The 18885-nt window shown below is 47.2% G+C and carries 23 protein-coding genes; 22 read left to right on the top strand and 1 reads right to left on the bottom strand.

The genetic code is table 11. The features are described from left to right. Positions 1-51 precede the first annotated feature (51 nt). On the bottom strand, positions 52-801 hold the full coding sequence (locus MHH92_RS19530) for a 2-phosphosulfolactate phosphatase (RefSeq protein WP_051447358.1): 750 nt from the start codon (positions 799-801) through the stop codon (positions 52-54). Positions 802-1064: 263 nt separating this feature from the next. Here MHH92_RS19530 and spoIIIAA point away from each other — a divergent pair, with 263 nt between their 5' ends. The 22 genes from spoIIIAA to ahrC all read left to right on the top strand — a co-directional run bounded on the left by spoIIIAA (position 1065) and on the right by ahrC (position 18756). Continuing rightward, the gene (gene spoIIIAA, locus MHH92_RS19525; protein ID WP_340905739.1) at positions 1065-2069 is read left to right on the top strand and encodes a stage III sporulation protein AA; all 1005 of its coding nucleotides are present in this window, start codon (positions 1065-1067) and stop codon (positions 2067-2069) included. After that, the gene (spoIIIAB, locus tag MHH92_RS19520) at positions 2062-2580 is read left to right on the top strand and encodes a stage III sporulation protein SpoIIIAB (protein WP_340905738.1); all 519 of its coding nucleotides are present in this window, start codon (positions 2062-2064) and stop codon (positions 2578-2580) included. Before spoIIIAA ends, spoIIIAB begins: the two co-directional genes overlap by 8 nt. 29 nt (positions 2581-2609) lie before the next feature. Further along, complete coding sequence (gene spoIIIAC / locus MHH92_RS19515) at positions 2610-2813, top strand: stage III sporulation protein AC (protein ID WP_017687585.1); 204 nt, start codon at positions 2610-2612, stop codon at positions 2811-2813. Between the two features lie 31 nt (positions 2814-2844). Further along, a complete protein-coding gene (gene spoIIIAD, locus MHH92_RS19510) occupies positions 2845-3234 on the top strand; it encodes a stage III sporulation protein AD (protein ID WP_017687586.1) in 390 nt (129 codons plus the stop codon). Between the two features lie 68 nt (positions 3235-3302). Then, the gene (gene spoIIIAE, locus MHH92_RS19505; RefSeq protein ID WP_397376270.1) at positions 3303-4445 is read left to right on the top strand and encodes a stage III sporulation protein AE; all 1143 of its coding nucleotides are present in this window, start codon (positions 3303-3305) and stop codon (positions 4443-4445) included. 31 nt (positions 4446-4476) lie between these two features. Beyond that, positions 4477-5307: a stage III sporulation protein AF gene (spoIIIAF, locus tag MHH92_RS19500; protein WP_340905729.1), complete on the top strand. Its 831-nt coding sequence runs from the start codon at positions 4477-4479 to the stop codon at positions 5305-5307. Between the two features lie 15 nt (positions 5308-5322). Continuing rightward, complete coding sequence (spoIIIAG, locus tag MHH92_RS19495) at positions 5323-5961, top strand: stage III sporulation protein AG (RefSeq protein ID WP_036614381.1); 639 nt, start codon at positions 5323-5325, stop codon at positions 5959-5961. 66 nt (positions 5962-6027) lie between these two features. Next, positions 6028-6858, top strand: coding sequence for a SpoIIIAH-like family protein (locus MHH92_RS19490; RefSeq protein WP_340028922.1), 831 nt, complete (start codon positions 6028-6030; stop codon positions 6856-6858). A 139-nt stretch (positions 6859-6997) separates the two neighbouring features. Then, complete coding sequence (gene accB / locus MHH92_RS19485) at positions 6998-7462, top strand: acetyl-CoA carboxylase biotin carboxyl carrier protein (protein WP_036614903.1); 465 nt, start codon at positions 6998-7000, stop codon at positions 7460-7462. A 55-nt stretch (positions 7463-7517) separates the two neighbouring features. Beyond that, positions 7518-8861: an acetyl-CoA carboxylase biotin carboxylase subunit gene (gene accC, locus MHH92_RS19480; RefSeq protein ID WP_036614375.1), complete on the top strand. Its 1344-nt coding sequence runs from the start codon at positions 7518-7520 to the stop codon at positions 8859-8861. 217 nt (positions 8862-9078) lie between these two features. Next, positions 9079-9489 (top strand): Asp23/Gls24 family envelope stress response protein, encoded by a 411-nt coding sequence (locus tag MHH92_RS19475; protein WP_017687593.1) that lies wholly within the window; start codon positions 9079-9081, stop codon positions 9487-9489. Positions 9490-9635: 146 nt separating this feature from the next. Beyond that, a complete protein-coding gene (amaP, locus tag MHH92_RS19470; protein ID WP_340905724.1) occupies positions 9636-10175 on the top strand; it encodes an alkaline shock response membrane anchor protein AmaP in 540 nt (179 codons plus the stop codon). Positions 10176-10189: 14 nt separating this feature from the next. Beyond that, positions 10190-10423: a DUF2273 domain-containing protein gene (locus MHH92_RS19465; RefSeq protein WP_017687595.1), complete on the top strand. Its 234-nt coding sequence runs from the start codon at positions 10190-10192 to the stop codon at positions 10421-10423. A gap of 222 nt (positions 10424-10645) precedes the next feature. After that, positions 10646-11098, top strand: a complete 453-nt coding sequence (gene nusB / locus MHH92_RS19460) for a transcription antitermination factor NusB (protein ID WP_036675000.1) — start codon at positions 10646-10648, stop codon at positions 11096-11098. Positions 11099-11215: 117 nt separating this feature from the next. Continuing rightward, positions 11216-12073 carry a bifunctional methylenetetrahydrofolate dehydrogenase/methenyltetrahydrofolate cyclohydrolase FolD gene (gene folD, locus MHH92_RS19455; RefSeq protein ID WP_076215789.1) on the top strand — a complete coding sequence of 286 codons (858 nt, stop codon included), beginning with the start codon at positions 11216-11218 and terminating at the stop codon, positions 12071-12073. Between the two features lie 10 nt (positions 12074-12083). Then, complete coding sequence (xseA, locus tag MHH92_RS19450) at positions 12084-13448, top strand: exodeoxyribonuclease VII large subunit (RefSeq protein ID WP_017687598.1); 1365 nt, start codon at positions 12084-12086, stop codon at positions 13446-13448. Continuing rightward, positions 13438-13695 (top strand): exodeoxyribonuclease VII small subunit, encoded by a 258-nt coding sequence (gene xseB / locus MHH92_RS19445; protein ID WP_017687599.1) that lies wholly within the window; start codon positions 13438-13440, stop codon positions 13693-13695. The genes xseA and xseB overlap by 11 nt, the downstream gene beginning before the upstream one ends. Continuing rightward, positions 13688-14593 (top strand): polyprenyl synthetase family protein, encoded by a 906-nt coding sequence (locus MHH92_RS19440; RefSeq protein ID WP_445744674.1) that lies wholly within the window; start codon positions 13688-13690, stop codon positions 14591-14593. Before xseB ends, MHH92_RS19440 begins: the two co-directional genes overlap by 8 nt. 283 nt (positions 14594-14876) lie before the next feature. Continuing rightward, entirely contained in the window at positions 14877-16784 is a 1908-nt protein-coding gene (gene dxs / locus MHH92_RS19435) for a 1-deoxy-D-xylulose-5-phosphate synthase (RefSeq protein WP_036614362.1), read from the top strand. A gap of 22 nt (positions 16785-16806) precedes the next feature. Further along, positions 16807-17652, top strand: coding sequence for a TlyA family RNA methyltransferase (locus tag MHH92_RS19430; RefSeq protein WP_036614359.1), 846 nt, complete (start codon positions 16807-16809; stop codon positions 17650-17652). A gap of 84 nt (positions 17653-17736) precedes the next feature. Then, positions 17737-18222 (top strand): hypothetical protein, encoded by a 486-nt coding sequence (locus tag MHH92_RS19425; protein WP_076327956.1) that lies wholly within the window; start codon positions 17737-17739, stop codon positions 18220-18222. A gap of 84 nt (positions 18223-18306) precedes the next feature. Further along, positions 18307-18756, top strand: a complete 450-nt coding sequence (ahrC, locus tag MHH92_RS19420; protein ID WP_017687604.1) for a transcriptional regulator AhrC/ArgR — start codon at positions 18307-18309, stop codon at positions 18754-18756. Positions 18757-18885 lie beyond the last annotated feature (129 nt).

The raw sequence follows: 18885 nt of genomic DNA, 5'->3' as shown, positions 1-18885 counted from the left end.
TGTTGCCAACGGGCAGCAGTACACCTTTTTTTGTTTTTCTCATGGCAATTCTCACATCAACTTGAACATCTTTCCCCCGCGTATGCCTCTATAAGGCTGCATGCGGTTCCCCTCCCCCATCTCGGGAACACAATCCAGCAGGTTTAATTGAGAACAATACGAAATATCATGAACTCTGCCTAACTTTTCAAGCCTCCGCCCGCTAACAGACCCCTGCACCAACTCCGGGATGCTCTCCTTACATTGGGATACCGCCTGATGAAGCACTATGCCGAGATCGTTAAGTTGGAGGGGAGAACAGGATTGACGGTGCAGTTCATCGATGATACATCCAGCACACAAGCCGTCCTCCAGAGCAAATTCATCCTGGTTCCCCGCACATAACAGCAATACATCTCGTTGAAGTTCACATAGAGCTGCTGCAACAGCCTGCACATTGAGAAATGAACCAGCGAATACATGTTTCCCCTTGGAAGCCTTGATCAAAGCTCGGGTTCCATCGGTTGTGGTTAGAATGATTGTTTTATCTGCAATGCCTGCAGTCATATATTCATAGGGGGAATTCCCCACTTCGAATCCGGTGATTTTTTTGTCAAAACGCTCCCCGCCTCGAATGCAATCTTTCACTTCCATTTGTTTGGCTTGTGGAACGGTCTCTACGGCAATCACAGCTGAAGCGTCATACGCCAGAGCCGTAACAATCGTACTGGTCGTACACAATACATCAATGACAACTGCACTTCGCCCTGCAATATCAATGGTACGTACTTCATTGACATTGCCAACGACATCAACTCGCACTCCCCACAACTCCTTTCTGTATCTGGGGATCGGTAGTTCTGTTTTGAACCGGAATGGAACTTACCTATCTGCAATTACTATATGCATGCACATCTAGACGGGTGCCTAGAACATGAGGTGGATCTATGGTTTCAACTCTCAACCGTATTCTAAAGAATTGATAGATTTCAGCGTCATAAATTAAATGTACAGGCATAAACTTGAGATATGAACAAGCGCCAGAAGTGTGAACCAAATGATCTCAAGGTTGGAGGAGCCTACTCATGAAGGTGAACTGGAGGGAACTTTTTCCGGAACCGATCCGAACCATTCTTGGAAGAATGCCACCCGCTCTATTGGAACAAGTGGAGGAAGTACGTATTCGAGAAGGCAGACCCCTGGAGATTAATGCAGGCAACACATACCACTTCCTGACACCTCAAGGTTGTCCGACCGGGAATCCTGAAGAAGCGTATGTTCCTCAGAAAGAAGTGACGCACAGGTTGCTGGACCTGATCAGTAACCATTCACTTTATACATTGGAAGAGGAACTGCGCAAAGGGTTCATCACGATACCTGGGGGACATCGAATCGGGCTTGCTGGACGAACGGTACTAAGCGGTGGGCGTGTCGAATACCTGCGTGACATCAACGGGTTTAACGTTCGGGTAGCCCGTGAAGTACATGGAGTGGCTGATCGTATTCTTCCTTATCTTCTCGATATGAAGAGCGGACAGGTCCTGCACACGTTGATCCTATCACCACCACAACAAGGGAAAACGACGTTGCTGCGAGACCTGGCGAGACAAATTAGCAGTGGTACAAAGCTTACAGGGGGAACTGAACTGGTTCAGGGAATACGTCCTCGTCTGAAAGTGGGCATTGTGGATGAAAGGTCCGAAATCGCTGGTAGCTACAAAGGAGTACCTGGCTTCGACGTAGGTCCCCGAACAGATGTGATGGACGGTTGTCCGAAGGCTGAGGGCATGATGATGATGCTTCGCTCCATGTCGCCCGATGTCCTGATTGTGGACGAGATCGGTCGTCCGGAGGATGCCGAGGCGGTGATGGAAGCCCTGCATGCAGGAGTCTCAGTGATTGCGACTGCGCATGGCCGTGACCTATCGGAGCTGTCGGCCAGACCCGCCCTCAGAACCTTAATTACGGAGCAGATGTTTCAACGTTATGTCCAGCTGCAACGGACGAGCCGGGGCATGACCTTTCGGCTGGCTGATGGCAAAATGCGTGCGTTGCAGCAGACCGGGGCAGGAGGTGAAGCCTTTGGTTAACATGTTTGGTGCGGTAATTATTTTGTTAGCCAGCACCCTCGCCGGATTTTACAAGGCCAGACAGTATGCATTAAGACCGAGACAGTTGCGAGAACTCATTGCAGCCCTCCAGCGACTAATGACGGAGATTAACTATGGGCTCACTCCACTTCCCGATGCCATGGGCAAGATGGGAGCACAGACCAAAGAACCTGTAAAAAGGCTGTTTCTTCATGCAGCTACACAAATGGAACCTCCTCATGGACTCACTGCCCGGGAAAGTCTGCAGTCAGGCGTGGATCTGGCGTGGGGAAGATCGGCCATGAAGGCTGACGAGAAGGAAGTGATGCTGCAATTAAGCTTCAGCCTTGGCACAAGTGACCGTCAGGATCAGACCAAACATATATCGTTAGCCATTCAACAACTAATGCATGAGGAATCCCGCGCCCAGGCCGATCAAATGAAATATGAACGAATGAGCCGAAGCCTCGGGATGCTTGTCGGAGCGTTAATCGTCATTCTGATCTTCTGAAATAGCCGGGATAGTGAGGTGCCAAGGTCATGAATCTAGAAGTGAACGCAATCTTTCAAATTGCGGGTATCGGAATCATCATCGCCATGATTCACACGGTACTGAAACAAATGGGAAAGGAAGATATGGCTCACTGGGTGACCGTAATCGGATTTGTCGTTGTATTGTTCATGGTGGTCCGTATGCTGGACAGCCTGCTACAAGAGATCAAATCGATATTTCTTTTTCAATGAAATCGGTCATGAAGCCGGATGGTGGTGACCTGTGGAAATTATCCAAGTTGTAGGTTTGGCGCTCATCGCAACAGTGCTTATTCTGGTCATTAAGGAACAGAAACCGATGTTTGCCTTTCTGATTGCTGCCGCAACCGGCATTGTCATCTTCATGTTGTTGATTGGTAAAATCGGAGCAGTCATCGAAGTATTGAAGCGGCTTGCCGAGAATTCAGGCATGGAAAGTATTTATCTGAAAACGGTGCTGAAAATTATTGGCATAGCGTACATCGCTGAATTTGGCGCACAGATTGTCAGGGATGCAGGTCAGGAGAGCATTGCGTCCAAAATCGAATTGGCTGGTAAGGTACTGATCCTTGTACTTGCTATACCGATCATCAGCATTATTATCGAAACCGTCATGAAGCTGATGCCGGTGTAGAAAGGGCGTGCGGACTTCATATGAAATCAATGCATCATAAGCCGCAGTGGCGCCTTACGGTTGTGCTGATGCTCTGTTTTCTCTTTGGTATCCTGGGACAGGTTACTGCAACCTCGCCTTCTGGTGAGTGGATGGAGCAGCAGGCCGATCAGCTTCCCAAGGATCAGGTGGAGAAATACTGGGATCAACTGATGCAACAATACGGTGGTTTCTTCCCGGATGGGAAGACCCCTTCCTTCATGGATATGTTAATCCCCGGCAATGAAGGGTTCAGCCTGAAATCGGTGTTTGTAGCGATCGGAACCTTCATGCTGCATGAAATTTTATATAATGGCAAACTTCTGGTCACGATTGTGATGTTAAGTGTACTCAGCATGATTCTGGAGACTCTTCAGACCGCATTTGAGAAAAATAATATTAGCAAAATCGCCTATTCCATCTGTTATATGGTCATCATCATTATTGCGATCAACAGCTTCAGTGTGGCGATTGGATACGCCAAGGATGCCATAACCGGCATGATCAACTTCATGATGGCCATGGTTCCCTTGTTATTCACACTGCTTGCGTCCATGGGTAATGTCATCACCGTCTCGGTGACACATCCACTCATCATTTTCATGATTCATCTGGTGAGTACGTTGATTCACTTGCTGGTATTCCCGTTACTCTTCTTCTCAGCTGTTCTGCATCTCGTCAGTTCATTGTCTGACAAGTACAAGCTGACACAGCTGGCAGACCTCCTGCGCAATATTAGTGTGGCACTGCTGGGTATCCTGCTGACGATGTTTTTGGGTGTAATCTCGGTGCAGGGAGCATCGGGCTCCGTAGCGGATGGAGTTAGCCTGAAGGCCGCCAAATACATCGCAGGCAACTTTGTCCCTGTCGTGGGCAGAACATTTGCGGATGCGACGGATACGGTAATTACAGCTTCTTTACTTGTCAAAAATGCAATTGGACTCACCGGAGTGATCATCATTTTGTTTCTATGTGCCTTTCCGGCACTCAAGATCCTGGCTCTTGCCTTGATATACAACGTAACTGGTGCCATCATGCAACCACTAGGAGACACCCCGATTGTAGGATGCCTCCAGGCCATCGGCAAGAGCATGATCTACGTATTTGCGGCGCTCGCAGCCGTCGGACTGATGTTTTTCCTGGCCATTACCATCCTGCTGACCGCGGGCAATCTGACTGTCATGATGCGCTGAATGTATGTTGGCAAGAAAGGGGGTGGAAAGGATGGGGTGGCTGAGCAACTGGCTCCAGGAATTGATTATGATCGTTCTGCTGGCGACTTTTGTGGATATGTTGTTGCCCAATCGATCCATGGAACGTTATGTCAAGCTTGTGCTGAGCCTTCTCATCCTGCTGACCCTTTTATCACCCATAACCAAGCTGCTTAAAAGTGATCCGGTTGGCGAACTGAAACGGGCAATGTCTGCAATGGATGCTCCATCGAATGGGAATGCGACACTCGAACAGATATTAGCTCAGGGCAAACGGCTGCAATCCAATGAACAGGAACAATCCTTACAATGGACAGCCAAAGAACTGGCTAATGTCATGAAAGGTCAGATTGAAGAAACAACAGGAGCCAAGGTGCGGTCCGTAGAGGTACAGCTGACCATGAGTAAATATGAAACCGAGATGGAAGCTGCCTCATCAGTCGAACTGCCTGTGATCCAGCGTGTGTTGGTCGAGATGGCCGGAGAGGGTGCAGAAGGAGAAGTGAAGGCAGGGCAGCAAGAAGTCGCTGCTAATACACAACCCATATTTGGAACAGACACAGAAGTCGAGAAGGATAAATCACATCAAATACAGCAGCCCATCCAGATCGGTCAGATTGAAGTGCCTGATGTACAGATTGATGTGAGTAGAGGGCAACGTGATGGAAATGAAGCGTCTTCCGAGCCTGTTATACGTGATCAAGCAGATGAGACGAAGCAGCAAGGTGTGACATCCACAAGGTCCGAACATGCGGTGCAGATTATTACATTGTTGACTGAAAAGTGGGATGTTGATGCAAAAAACGTTCAAGTGACAGAACCAAAAAGTGCTGAAGTGCTCTGAGAAGGAGGGTGTCCGATGAAACAATGGTTCAAAAAGATGGAAACCTGGATGGGTGGCGGAGAGGGTGGGGCAAGGCGAAGTCAAACCTTCCGCTGGCTGATTATCCTGGGTTTGATCGGGGTGGGAATCATGCTGTTCAATTCCTTCGTCAATGTCAAAAAAATTGATTCCGAAAATATCGGTCGGGAACCACCGGACCCGGCAACATCCATGGCATCCATACAGAGTGATCCGTCAGAACAGAATCCTTTTCAGGCGATCGAAATTGCATTTGAAGACAAAATCAAAGGTGTGTTGGAAAACATTGTTGGTGTGGGAACGGTTGATGTGATGGTTACCGTGGATTCCACAGAAGAATTGGTCGTTCAGCGGAACGTGAAGGATTCTCAGCAACTTACCGAAGAAACCGATGCTAGCGGAGGCAAACGGCATATGACGCAATATACCCGTGATGGCGAGATTATTACTTACGAAATAGCAGGGGATCAGACACCTATAGTGACCAAAAAGCTCAAACCGCAGATACGTGGGGTGCTTGTGGTTGCGAGGGGTGCAGAGAACAAGGTTGTGAAGGACCTGATAACCGATGCTGTGGAAAAAGGACTGAATGTGGCAGCCTACCGGATCTCGGTTGTACCGCGCAAACAAGACTAATCTGATGTGTTGAATCACAAGATTCAATTCTCATAAGATTGAAGCCAATTTGAGGAGGAAGTTCTAATGAATAACAAACGTCAAACGGTATGGCTCGTTTCCATGCTGAGTCTGATGGTCATTTTGTCCGCGTATTATCTGTTCACTGAGGATTCCGGTCCAGTTAACGCGCCGGTGGCTGACAGTCAGCAAGTGGATGGAATCAAGCAGGGGGAAGCAAAGGAGACGGCAGGCATTCTTGATCCTACAGAAGGTTTGGTTGTGAATGAAGTGGTGAATAGCGGCGAAGTTGAAAGTGATCCAAGTGCGGCTGGCGCTGTGGAAGAACCGGCGGCTACGGAAGGTAAAGAAGCTGGAAATACAGAGAAAACACCTGCTGTCGAACCAGGCGAGAGTAAGGGTGAGGCAGGCAAAGAAACCAACAAAGAGACCGACAAAGGCGCAACAACTACACCGGAGACAGACGGTCAGGCAGGCGGCACTGCAACCAAGACAGATGAGGAAGTCCTCAAGGAAATGGAAGAGCAGAATACGACAGCATCTGCGAGCAGCCAGTTCCAGAACTACCAGTGGCAACGTGAGGAAAGCAACAATCGTAAGTATGAGGAACTGATGACCGTGGCAGGTGATCTGAGCAAAACGCCAGAGGAGAATGCCAAAGCAACGGAGCAACTCCGTACACTGGAAGAAAAAGAAGCTAAAATCACTGGCATTGAGGAGACGCTCTCTCAACAGTACGCTAATGCGATCGTTCAAGAAGATGCCGACAAGTATAAAGTTGTGGTCCTCAGTGACAAACTGGATGTAAAACAGGCGGTATCCATTGTGGATCTGGTCATGAAAGAATTGGCGGTTTCACAGAACAAAATCAGCGTGCAATACGTCACAGAACAGTAATCCAAATCATGGAAATGCAGTCCCGGGAGCTGGTTGTACTCTCGGGCTCTTTCCATTTTTAATGATTATGATATAATACATAAAGCCATATGACCGTCCTAGTGAGACTGGCATGATGCCGAAGGAGTGAATAATGGAAATGTTTAAATTGAGTGAAATCAAAGAACTGATTAAACTGGTAGATGAAAGTTCCGTTCAAGAGTTGGAAATTGAAAATGAAGGATCACGGTTATCAATCCGCAAACCGGGCAAAACGGAGTATGTTCAAGCAGCTGCTGTGCAACCGCAAATGATTGCTGCTCCGCAAGTACAGCCGGCAGCAGTGGTAAGTGAAGCTGCACCGCAGGTCGATACTACAAGTCATTTACATAAAATTGTATCTCCGATGGTAGGTACTTTTTACAGAGCTTCCTCGCCGGAAGCGGGTCCTTTTGTGAGCGCTGGTGATAAAGTTGTTGAGAAAACAACGGTATGTATCATCGAAGCTATGAAGCTGATGAACGAGCTTGATGCGGACATCAAGGGAGAAATCGTTGAAGTGCTGGTTGAGAACGGACAGCTGGTCGAGTATGGGCAGCCCCTTTTCCTGGTGAAACCGGAATAACCGTTATAGCTGGTTAACAGCTAACCGCATGAGCTTCGAAGGAGGACAAAACGAAATGAAATTTCAAAAAATACTGATTGCGAACCGTGGAGAGATTGCGGTACGTATTATTCGTGCCTGCCGTGAAATCGGTATCTCAACGGTAGCCGTCTACTCGGAAGCGGACAAGGATTCTCTGCATGTTCGTCTTGCAGATGAGGCTTATTGTATCGGACCGACACTGTCTAAGGACAGTTACCTCAACTTCACAAACCTGATGAGTGTAGCTACGCTGACGGAATGTGATGCAATCCACCCTGGATACGGTTTTTTGGCGGAGAATGCTGATTTTGCGGAAATTTGTGAGTCTTGCAATATTACGTTTATTGGACCTTCTCCTGAAGCGATCACCAAAATGGGTGACAAGGCTGTTGCCAAACAGACGATGAAAGATGCAGGAGTACCTGTTATTCCTGGATCAGACGGCCTTGTTGAAAATATGGATGAAGCCATCATGATTGCTAGAGATATCGGATATCCTATCATTATCAAAGCTACTGCTGGTGGCGGAGGTAAGGGAATTCGTATTGCCGAAGATGAAGAAACGCTGATTAAGCAGATTACCGCTGCTCAGCAGGAAGCACAAAAGGCATTTGGCAATGCAGGTGTATATCTGGAGAAATTCCTGACAGGTATGAAACACGTGGAAATTCAGATCATTGCTGATAAACACGGAAATGCAGCACATTTGGGAGAGCGTGATTGCTCGGTTCAGCGTCGTCGCCAGAAATTGGTAGAAGAAGCTCCGTGTCCGATTCTCTCCGAAGATGTGCGCACACTGATGGGTGAAGCTGCGGTACGGGCTGCCCTTGCTGTGGATTACTCGGGAGCGGGTACATTGGAGTTCCTGCTCAGCCCGAATGGCGAGTTCTATTTCATGGAGATGAATACGCGTATTCAGGTAGAGCACCCGGTAACTGAGATGGTTACTGGCGTGGATCTGATCCGTGAGATGATCTCGGTAGCTGAAGGCAACCCACTCTCATTCCGTCAGGAAGACGTGGTTATCAATGGCTGGTCCATTGAATGTCGTATCAATGCAGAAGATCCGGACCGTAACTTTATGCCATCACCAGGCAAAATCGGATTCTACCTTGCACCGGGAGGACCTGGCGTTCGTGTAGATAGTGCTGCTTATCCGGGTTATACCATTTCACCTTTCTATGACTCCATGATCGCAAAATTGATCGTGTGGGGAGCGAATCGTGAAGAGGCGATTGCCAAGATGAAACGTGCGCTTGGGGAATTTGCGATTGAAGGCATATCAACAACTATTCCTTTCCATCAGAAATTGCTGGAGCACCCAACGTTCATTCGTGGTGACTTTGATATCAAATTTCTTGAGGAAAACGAGATTTAAAAGGTATATTGGGCTTGTTTGTCATAATGTAGCCCAAATGATATAGTATGAATAATAAGAGCGCATGTCTCCTGCAAAGGATAAGCCCGCACCTCGCGGATGTTTGCAGGAGTTCCGGTAAAGCCGGACCGGAAGGGTTCTGAAGGTTGATTAACCTGAGTCCAGCGCCCTGACGGATGGCCGCAAACTTATCTCGCGAAAGGTGTGTTGAACAGTTATGAGTACACTACCGACTGAATTTGAACGAACGGATATCGGTGAAATCCAGATCGCACCTGAAGTTATTGAAGTGATTGCTGGATTGGCGACCCTTGAAGTGAAAGGTGTTGCAGGCATGAGTGGCGGATTCGCTGGCGGATTTGCTGAATTGCTTGGTCGCAAAAACCTTTCCAAAGGCGTTAAAGTTGAAGTGGGCCAACGTGAAGCTGCAGTTGATGTTTCCGTAATTATCGAGTACGGATACCGTCTGCCACAAGTAGCTACGGAGATTCAACAGAACGTGAAACGTTCCATCGAGAACATGACAGGATTGAATGTGAATGAAGTGAATGTGCACATTCATGACGTTCAGTTCAAGAGCACCGAGAAAGTGGAAGAGATCGACCTGAACAGTCAGCGCGTAAAATAAAAGAAGACAGATTCCCCCGGCATCATCTGCCGGGGGTTATCCCGTCTTGGACAGGTCTTCATTATAGCGAAAGCTAAATGAGGATCTGATTTTTTGCTAGTGAACAGGTTAAGTAATGTTAGTGAGCAAGGGAGGCTGTGCAGTTCGTGGCTAAAATACTGGATCGGCTTCTGTTGTTTATATACAGCATAAGCGTTGGAGCAATATCGGCAGCCGTCATTCTTCTGATTAGCGGTGTGCTGCCTTACGAATTGAATTACCAGCAGGAACAGAACGTTATTGTTGCGTCGGTTATTGCAGCAGCGATTTTGTTTATCCTGAGTTTGCGATTTTTCTACATCTCGGTTCGGCGTGAGCGTGCATCGTTGCCGTCTGTAGATCAACGTACTGAGTTTGGTGAAGTACAGATTTCGATGGAGACGATTGAGAATCTCTGTTTGAAGGCAACTTCCCGTTTCCGGGGAGTACGTGATGTCAAGGCACGCATACGTGTGGTTGAGTCAGGACTGGAGATTATGATCCGTGCAGTAGTGGATGGTGAGACACCTATTCCTGCGCTGACTTCTGATCTGCAAAAGGCGATACATGATCATGTGCAAGAGATTACGGGCATCCCGGTTTCTTTTGTCACGGTGTATATCGCTAATGTAACCCAGTCGCCTAACTACAAGAGTCGAGTGGAATGAGGTGAGTTTCACTGATGCTGTGGAAAGAGATTTGGGATAGTCACAGAGGCCGAATTACCGGAATTATCGGCGGCATCTTTTTTGGATTTCTTTATGTATGGATCGGTTTTTGGGATATGTTGTTCTTTGCACTCTTGGTGTTCATCGGTTATACGTTAGGCAGACGAAGCGATTCGAAGCTGGGTTCGTCCATTCCCTGGAGGGAGTGGGGACAATGGCTGGGCGATCGCTGGCGTCCGTTTAAGTGACCTGCCTGAACCCTGCAATATGTTTCTTCCGAAAATAGAGCTGTAGTTTAGGTTGCCCGTTTTTTGGAGGAAACGTATTGCAGGTTTTTTTGTGAAAAGGGATAACAATAACAATACCGTGGAAGCCATCGATCAATCCAATACAGGATTTGATGAGATGGTTGCATGGATTATAAAATAAGCATGATGACGCTCCAGACGGAGCGCTGCAGGAGGCAGGACATGAAAAGACGTTTGGCAAGGGAAATTGCAGTACAAAGTCTGTATCAGATGGAAATGAATGAGGTAGGTGCAGCAGAAGCTGTAAACATGTTAATCAATGAAGCTGCTGAAGATAATGAAACCGAAGTAGTTATTCGCGATGAAGATGTAATGCGTACTTATGTTACTGAGATTGTACAAGGAGCCTGGAACAATAAGGAAGCCATTGACGGTTTGCTTGTGGATTATTTGAAAGGTTGGCAGATCAGCCGTCTGTCACGTGTAGATCGCCAGATTCTACGACTGTCCACGTATGAAATGGTATTCCGTGATGACATCCCGGCAAAGGTATCGGTCAATGAAGCAATTGAACTGTCCAAATATTTTGGTACAGAAGAATCCGGGAAATTCGTCAATGGTGTACTTGGACGCATGATTCAGGAAGTTGACGCGATTAAAGCAAAATTATCTTAAGTTAAGATTAATTATAGTGTGTGTTCAAAAAGACCGGTTTTCAGTATCCTTCGTAATCAAAAGCGGGCTTTTTGAACAACCTCTAAATTTATATTCACATAAGGGAGAGAGAGTACAATGACAGCATCTATTATTAACGGTAAAGAAGTATCCCAAGAGATCCGCGCAAGCATGACAACAGAAGTAAAACAGCTTAGCGAACAGGGGGTAGTACCTGGTCTGGCTGTTGTGCTCGTCGGGGAAGATCCGGCATCCCAAGTCTATGTGCGTAATAAAGAAAAAGCTTGTCACGACCTCGGTTTCTACTCCGAAGTGCATCGCTTGGATGCAGATACGTCCCAAGAAGATCTGCTTGCGCTGGTGGACAAGCTGAACAATCAACAATCCATTAACGGAATTTTGGTTCAACTTCCACTACCTAAACACATCGAAGAGAAAGCGGTTATTGATGCGATTGCCGTGGATAAAGACGTAGATGGATTCCATCCAGTCAATGTTGGTAATCTTGTTATTGGAGACGATAGTCTGCTTCCATGTACCCCAGCGGGTGTAATTGAACTGATCAAGCGCACCGGACTGGAAATGTCTGGTAAACATGCGGTAGTCATCGGAAGAAGCAACATCGTTGGCAAACCGGTATCCCTGTTGCTGCAACGTGAGAATGCGACGGTAACCATGTGTCATTCCCGCACAGCCAACATGAAAGAAATTACACGTCAGGCGGATATTTTGGTTGTAGCCATCGGTCGTGCAAACTTTGTGGATGCTGATTTTGTCAAACCGGGTGCTGTTGTTATCGATGTCGGCATGAACCGTTTGGAGAATGGCAAACTTGCAGGAGACGTTGATTTCGAGAGCGTGAAACAAGTTTCTGGTCCAATTACACCCGTTCCAGGTGGTGTTGGTCCGATGACAATCACAATGCTGATGCAAAATACATTGATCGCTGCCAAGCGCGCTCACGGATTGGCCTAGGGTTTTGTCTGTGGCAGATCAAAAGATCTACTCCATCAAAGACCTGAACCGATACATCCGGATGAAACTGGAATCGGATCAGGTCCTGTCGGACGTCTGGCTGCGCGGGGAGATTTCGAATTTCACACATCACTCCAGCGGCCATATGTATTTTACATTGAAGGACAAGGACAGCCGGATCAAGTCAATTATGTTTGCATCCCATAACCAGCGATTACCCTTTGTACCGAAGGAGGGTGCAAGGGTTATTGCCCGTGGTAATGTCTCGGTGTATGAACGGGATGGGCAGTATCAATTTTATGCTACCCATATGCAACCGGATGGAATTGGAAGTCTGTATCTGGCTTACGAACAGCTGAAGAAAAAGCTTGAGGATGAAGGGTTATTTTCACCTTCTCGAAAAAGACAGATCCCTCGTTATCCACAGACCATCGGGGTTGTAACTTCACCGACGGGAGCGGCGGTGCGAGACATCATGATCACACTCCAGCGCAGGTATCCTTCTGCCAAAGTTGTTTTATATCCTGTTCTGGTTCAAGGCAAGGGTGCAGCACCTTCCATTGTCAAAGCGATTGGCAACCTGAACCGGATGGGAGAAGCCGATGTACTTATCGTTGGACGCGGAGGCGGTTCACTGGAGGAGTTGTGGGCCTTTAATGAGGAGATTGTGGCAAGAGCAATAGTCGCTTCGGATATTCCTGTCATTTCTGCGGTTGGGCACGAAACGGACTTCACTATTGCTGATTTTGCAGCCGATTTGCGTGCGGCTACACCTACAGCAGCTGCTGAATTAGCTGTGCCTAATCGAGCTGAGTTGCTTGATCAGATCGGACAACGTCAGCGCCAGTTACAGCACAGCTTACGTCAGCGTGCTGTACATAATCGTGAACGGCTCGCAAGATTACAGCGTTCGCCAGTACTGGTGCATCCAAGACGTACCTTGATGCAGCATACGGAACGACTGGATATGATGCACCAACGGCTTTTGAGAACAGTCGATACACGTATGAAATGGACAGGAGAGAAGCAGGAGCGTCTGCGGGCAGCACTGCAACGGTTCAATCCTCGTGAGCAGGTCAATGCAGCACGCCGTGAGAATGCGGCAGCACGCAGACAACTTGAACTTGCGATCAGGTCTATAGCCAGATCGAAGCAGCAACAGTGGAAATCATCTGTGCGGCATCTGGATGCGCTTAGCCCGCTTAAAGTCATGTCACGGGGATACAGCCTTGTCTATGACGAGCAAGAACAGCGATTGATCAAGTCGACGAAGGATGTACAGCCTGGAGATTCAATTAAGATTAAATTAACAGACGGACAGCTGGACTGTCAGGTTTGGGGAATGAAGGAGGACGACAATACCCATGGCGAATGAACCGGAATTGAATTTTGAAGAGGCAATGGCGGCATTGGAAGACATCGTAGGTCAGCTGGAACATGGTGATGTTCCGTTGGAACAGGCCATCGATCTGTTTCAACGCGGGATGAAACTTTCGCAACTTTGCGGTCTGAAGCTGGAACAAGTGGAACGCAAGATCGAGATGATCGTAGAAGAAGATGGAGAGCTTCGCAAGAAGCCTTTCGGAACTGCTGACGATGAGAGCGGTGAAGTCCATGAGTAATCGTCCTTCGTTTCAAGCATACCTCGAAGAGGTCACAGCTGAGGTGACAGAAGCGTTGAAACATACGCTTCCCGATCACTGGGATGTACCCCAATCGTTGACGGATGCGATGCAGTACTCACTTATGGCCGGAGGCAAACGCCTTCGTCCTCTTCTGGTCGTTGCTGCGGCGGAAGCCTTCGGTGCACAGCGTACAGCTGCAATGCCGGTAGCCTGCGCCGTGGAGATGGTTCATACGTATTCACTGATCCACGACGACCTGCCTGCTATGGATAATGATGATTACCGCAGGGGAAAATTAACGAATCATAAGGTATATGGTGAAGCAACAGCCATATTGGCGGGCGATGCGTTGCTAACTCATGCTTTTTATAGCATTGTTCAAGCTGGACGCCGTAACGGTGTGGCGGCAGATGCGTTACTGTCCATCGTAGAGGACATGTCGGAACTTGCTGGAGCAAGAGGCATGGTCGGCGGCCAAGTCGCGGATATGGAAGGCGAGCAAGGCATGACCGATCTTTCACAGCTCCAATATATCCATTTGCACAAAACGGGTGATCTGATTGTTTTCTCACTCATTGCTGGAGCACGAATTGGTGGAGCAACGGAGGGACAATTGGAAGCCTTACGTGTGTTTGGCCGTGATCTGGGGCTGGCATTTCAGATTCAGGATGATATTCTCGACCTGACGGGTGACGAGCAGAAGATGGGCAAGAAAACACAGAGCGATGTGAATCAGCAGAAGGTAACATATCCTTATTTTATTGGCATGGAGGCTTCTGTAGATGAAGTGAAATCCCTTACCCAATCTGCCAAAGACGCACTTGAAAGAGCCGAATTACCTGATGCATCCAGATTGTTGGAAATTGCAGATTATCTGATGAGTCGTGACCATTAGATTCTGACGGAGCGGTCTGTTTCAAAATCTATGTAACCGTGTAATGAATGTAATGTTCTTTTTCCGAGTGGATGGAAAAAGTCTGTCCCGAGTGGATGCGTGAATACATATGGAGAAGAATTTTAAATAACTTGCTGGCGAGAATGCTCGTTATCGGGAGTATAGTGCAGTAAATTATGATTCTTGTTCTTTTATGTTATAATGATTTAATGTCATTTGATTCATAATGTATATATCGATTTACAACAATAACTAAACAATCTAGGAAAGCGGGGAGATTCTCGTGCTGCTTCCACAAATTAAACAACCCAGTGATCTAAAGTCGATGTCTCAGGATGATCTTGCCCTTTTGTCGGCAGAGATCCGGCAGTTTCTGATTGAGAAACTGTCCGTTACAGGTGGGCATCTCGCACCCAACTTAGGCGTGGTTGAGCTCACGGTAGCCCTGCATTACTGTTATAACAGTCCAGCAGACAAAATGATTTTTGATGTAGGGCATCAGGCTTATGTGCATAAAGTCCTGACAGGGCGTATGGATCGCTTTGATACATTGCGTCAACATAACGGCCTGTGCGGTTTTGTTAAGCGCAACGAAAGTGAACATGATGTATGGGAAGCTGGACACAGCAGTACTTCATTGTCCGCTGCGATGGGGATGGCCCTTGCACGTGATCTTAAGGGTGAGGACAACCAAGTTATCGCGATGATTGGTGATGGAGCGCTTACAGGTGGTATGGCTTTTGAAGCCCTCAATCATATCGGTCATGAGCAGAGAAAACTGATGGTTATTCTGAATGATAATGAAATGTCCATTGCTCCAAACGTTGGGGCCATGCATAAATATTTGAGCAAGATTCGTTCGGATCGTCATTATCTGAAAGCAAAAGATGATGTCGAGGGCATGCTTAAAAAAATTCCTGCTATTGGGGACCGTTTGGCCAAATCGGCAAGCTGGATCAAAGATAGTGTCAAATATATGATGGTACCAGGTGTTCTTTTCGAAGAACTGGGCTTCACGTATTTGGGACCGATTGATGGGCATGATATTCCCAAATTGATCGAAACCTTCAAACAGGCAGATAACGTTGATGGCCCTGTGCTCGTTCACGTGCTCACGACCAAAGGCAAAGGTTATCAGCCAGCAGAAGCCGATTCGCACAAGTGGCACGGGATTTCTCCGTACAAAATTGAATCCGGTCAAGTGCTGAAGGCAGTCGGAAAACCGATGTACACGGAAGTGTTTGGTCAAACGTTAATTGATCTTGCGAAGCAGGATAAGCGGGTCGTAGCTGTAACGCCAGCAATGCCTACAGGATCAGGTCTTATTCCGTTCAGTAAGGAATTTCCCGATCGGATGATTGACGTAGGTATTGCAGAACAGCACGCGGCGACCATGTGTGCTGCACTGGCTATGGAAGGTTTGAAGCCGGTCTTTGCCGTGTATTCTACGTTTATGCAACGTGCTTATGATCAGATTGTACATGATATTTGCCGTCATAACGCCAACGTGATGTTTGCCATTGACCGTGCCGGGTTTGTTGGTCCGGATGGGGAAACACATCAAGGGGTATACGATGTGGCATTTATGCGCCATATTCCAAATATCGTTCTGATGATGCCAAAAGACGAAAATGAATTGCGTCATATGATGAAAACGGCGCTTGATTATAATGAAGGTCCAATTGCTTACCGTTATCCACGAAACAATGTGGTCGGTGTACCTTTGGATGATGTACTTGTTCCGATTCCAATCGGATCATGGGAGCAACTGCGTCCATCCGAGGGATATGCTGTCATCGCTTCAGGTTCGATGGTGCAGCTTGCAGAAGAAGCAGCAGAGATGGTGAAGCGGGAAGGGATCACAGCAGGCGTAATCAACGCTCGCTTCCTGAAACCTCTTGACGAGCAAATGTTGCGTGATTTAGCTGTTCGAGGCACCAAATTGATTGTACTTGAAGAAACATCTCAAGCAGGTAGCATGGGTAGTGCAGTTCTGGAGTTTTATGCAGAGCAGGGACTGCATGATGTTCATGTACAATTGATGGGGATTCCGGATCGCTTCATCGAGCATGGCAGTATTAAGGAACAACGTGAGGAAGTGGGTCTTACCGTTGAAAATGTATGTGCTGAACTGCGCAAGATGGCTGTTCAATCATCTTACGGCATACCCAAAACACGTTTTCCTTCGTAAATTTACATGATAGGAGACAGACATGTCACTCCCGAAAGAACGAATTGATGTTCTGCTGGTTGAGCAGGGCTATTATGAAAGTCGTGAGAAGGCAAAAGCTGCAATCATGGCTGGACTGGTATATGCCAATAATGAGCCGATCGAAAAGGCGGGCATGAAAATTCCAAGGGAAGCCGAGCTGAAAGTTAAAGGCTCGGTACATCCCTACGTCGGCAGAGGCGGATTGAAGCTCGAAAAAGCGATCCGTCATTTCGACCTTGATATGAATGGACTTGTCATGCTCGACATTGGTTCATCCACCGGTGGATTTACGGATTGTGCACTTCAGCATGGCGCATCTCACGTCTACGCTATTGATGTGGGCTATAATCAGCTCGATTGGTCTTTGCGTAATGATGAGCGGGTTACTGTTATGGAACGAACTAATTTCCGCTATGTGACTCCTGAAGATCTGACGGGACCCGTGCCGAACTTTGCGAGTATTGATGTGTCGTTCATTTCACTGCGAATCATATTGCCGCCACTTCTGGCTCTTTTGAAACAACCTGCAGATATCGTTGCATTGATTAAACCTCAATTTGAGGCAGGGCGTGAAAAAGTAGGCAAGTCCGGTGTGGTACGTGATACGAAGGTACACAAGGATGTATTGCAGACAATGCTTCATTTTTCCAGTCAACTTGGTTTACATCTGCAGAGTTTAACTTTTTCACCGATAACGGGTGGAGAAGGTAATATAGAATTTCTCGCACATTGGCGTCTGGAAGCACCAGAGGCAACACAACCAGAGATCGATCCAGCTTCACTTGACGCACTTGCGGAGCAAGTTGCAAAGGAAGCAGCTCATACATTTACGGGAAACTCATCATAAGATGGGTTTCTTTTCGCTGGAAAGGTGATTAATGTAAAGGGAAATCGTTACTGAACCTCGAATATGTCTTCGAGGTGAGCGATAATGGATGGTCAATATGACACAATCTTTATAGGTGTACTTGCTGTCTGTTTGATCTTGTGGCTGTTCTTTGGCTTGCGTAATTGGGTAAACCGACCGATGCCGGTAAGCTTGTCTGGAATGCAACTGAACGTGAAGATTCAGGATTCCCCGGCCTTGGATTTGCTTGAAGCACAGGGTTACGAAGTCATCGGTGGCAAAATGAAAGTCCCTCTGGCTTTTGAGGCCAATGAATCCGTTTATTACAGCAGATTATTCATTGATTATGTTGCGGAACGTGAGGATCTCAGATACCTCGTGAAAACGTCTCGTCGCAGACAGCCAATTGAAATGACCGGCCCTGCGCTAAGGGATCGCTTCCTCAATTATCTGTTGTTATATCCTGGCTGTGAAGGATTGCTGTATGTTGACGTGGAGAATTCCGATATTAAGTTAATCAGGCTCATGGACTATCAGGAAGATGTGTATGATGGGGATGATCTGGACTAATATAAAAGAATGAACATTGCAGGGCAAAGTCTGCGGCGAATTACAAATGCTGCTTTATTGCAATACATCTAACTGGAGGCATATATGAAAGGACAAAGGCACATCAAGATTCGTGAAATCATTAGTCAAAATGAAATTGAGACCCAGGATGATCTGGTTGAAGCACTACGCAAATCAGGTTTTCAGGTGACTCAGGCGACGGTATCCCGGGATATCAAGGAACTTCTGTTAATCAAGATTCCGATGGATGATGGAAGATACAAGTACTCTTTACCGACAGATCAACGATATAATCCGATTCAAAAGTTGAAGCGTGCACTCGTTGACAACTTCTTGCACATTGATCACACAAACAATCTGGTTGTGATGAAATGTTTGCCCGGAACAGCCAACTCCATTGCAGCTTTGCTTGATAATATTGAGTGGAATGAAGTCATGGGCACGATCTGTGGAGATGACACGATTCTGATTATCTGCCGGACTGAAGGTAACAGTGTGACCGTTATTGAGCGGATCATGGGTTACATTGCTTAAAGTGCGTGTTCAAAAAGATCGGTTTTCAGTACCGAGAAGATGGGATGAAGCTAGAAATGGAGTAGCGGAGCGTAGGGAAAACTACGTGAGCAACTGCAATGTTTCCGAAGGAAACATACTTCGTAAGCA

It is taken from the genome of Paenibacillus sp. FSL M7-1414, assembly GCF_038003195.1.
In the GTDB taxonomy this organism is placed as follows: Bacteria; Bacillota; Bacilli; order Paenibacillales; family Paenibacillaceae; genus Paenibacillus; species Paenibacillus amylolyticus.
This window is presented reverse-complemented; position numbering and strand designations above follow the sequence as displayed.

Excerpts from the sequence above, each read along its gene's own strand:
- spoIIIAA (WP_340905739.1), top strand. The coding sequence starts at position 1,065 with ATGAAGGTGAACTGGAGGGAACTTTTTCCGGAACCGATCCGAACCATT.
- spoIIIAC (WP_017687585.1), top strand. The coding sequence starts at position 2,610 with ATGAATCTAGAAGTGAACGCAATCTTTCAAATTGCGGGTATCGGAATC.
- spoIIIAE (WP_397376270.1), top strand. The coding sequence starts at position 3,303 with ATGCTCTGTTTTCTCTTTGGTATCCTGGGACAGGTTACTGCAACCTCG.
- spoIIIAF (WP_340905729.1), top strand. The coding sequence starts at position 4,477 with ATGGGGTGGCTGAGCAACTGGCTCCAGGAATTGATTATGATCGTTCTG.
- spoIIIAG (WP_036614381.1), top strand. The coding sequence starts at position 5,323 with ATGAAACAATGGTTCAAAAAGATGGAAACCTGGATGGGTGGCGGAGAG.
- MHH92_RS19490 (WP_340028922.1), top strand. The coding sequence starts at position 6,028 with ATGAATAACAAACGTCAAACGGTATGGCTCGTTTCCATGCTGAGTCTG.
- accB (WP_036614903.1), top strand. The coding sequence starts at position 6,998 with ATGTTTAAATTGAGTGAAATCAAAGAACTGATTAAACTGGTAGATGAA.
- accC (WP_036614375.1), top strand. The coding sequence starts at position 7,518 with ATGAAATTTCAAAAAATACTGATTGCGAACCGTGGAGAGATTGCGGTA.
- MHH92_RS19475 (WP_017687593.1), top strand. The coding sequence starts at position 9,079 with ATGAGTACACTACCGACTGAATTTGAACGAACGGATATCGGTGAAATC.
- MHH92_RS19465 (WP_017687595.1), top strand. The coding sequence starts at position 10,190 with ATGCTGTGGAAAGAGATTTGGGATAGTCACAGAGGCCGAATTACCGGA.
- nusB (WP_036675000.1), top strand. The coding sequence starts at position 10,646 with ATGAAAAGACGTTTGGCAAGGGAAATTGCAGTACAAAGTCTGTATCAG.
- folD (WP_076215789.1), top strand. The coding sequence starts at position 11,216 with ATGACAGCATCTATTATTAACGGTAAAGAAGTATCCCAAGAGATCCGC.
- xseB (WP_017687599.1), top strand. The coding sequence starts at position 13,438 with ATGGCGAATGAACCGGAATTGAATTTTGAAGAGGCAATGGCGGCATTG.
- MHH92_RS19440 (WP_445744674.1), top strand. The coding sequence starts at position 13,688 with ATGAGTAATCGTCCTTCGTTTCAAGCATACCTCGAAGAGGTCACAGCT.
- MHH92_RS19430 (WP_036614359.1), top strand. The coding sequence starts at position 16,807 with ATGTCACTCCCGAAAGAACGAATTGATGTTCTGCTGGTTGAGCAGGGC.
- MHH92_RS19425 (WP_076327956.1), top strand. The coding sequence starts at position 17,737 with ATGGATGGTCAATATGACACAATCTTTATAGGTGTACTTGCTGTCTGT.
- ahrC (WP_017687604.1), top strand. The coding sequence starts at position 18,307 with ATGAAAGGACAAAGGCACATCAAGATTCGTGAAATCATTAGTCAAAAT.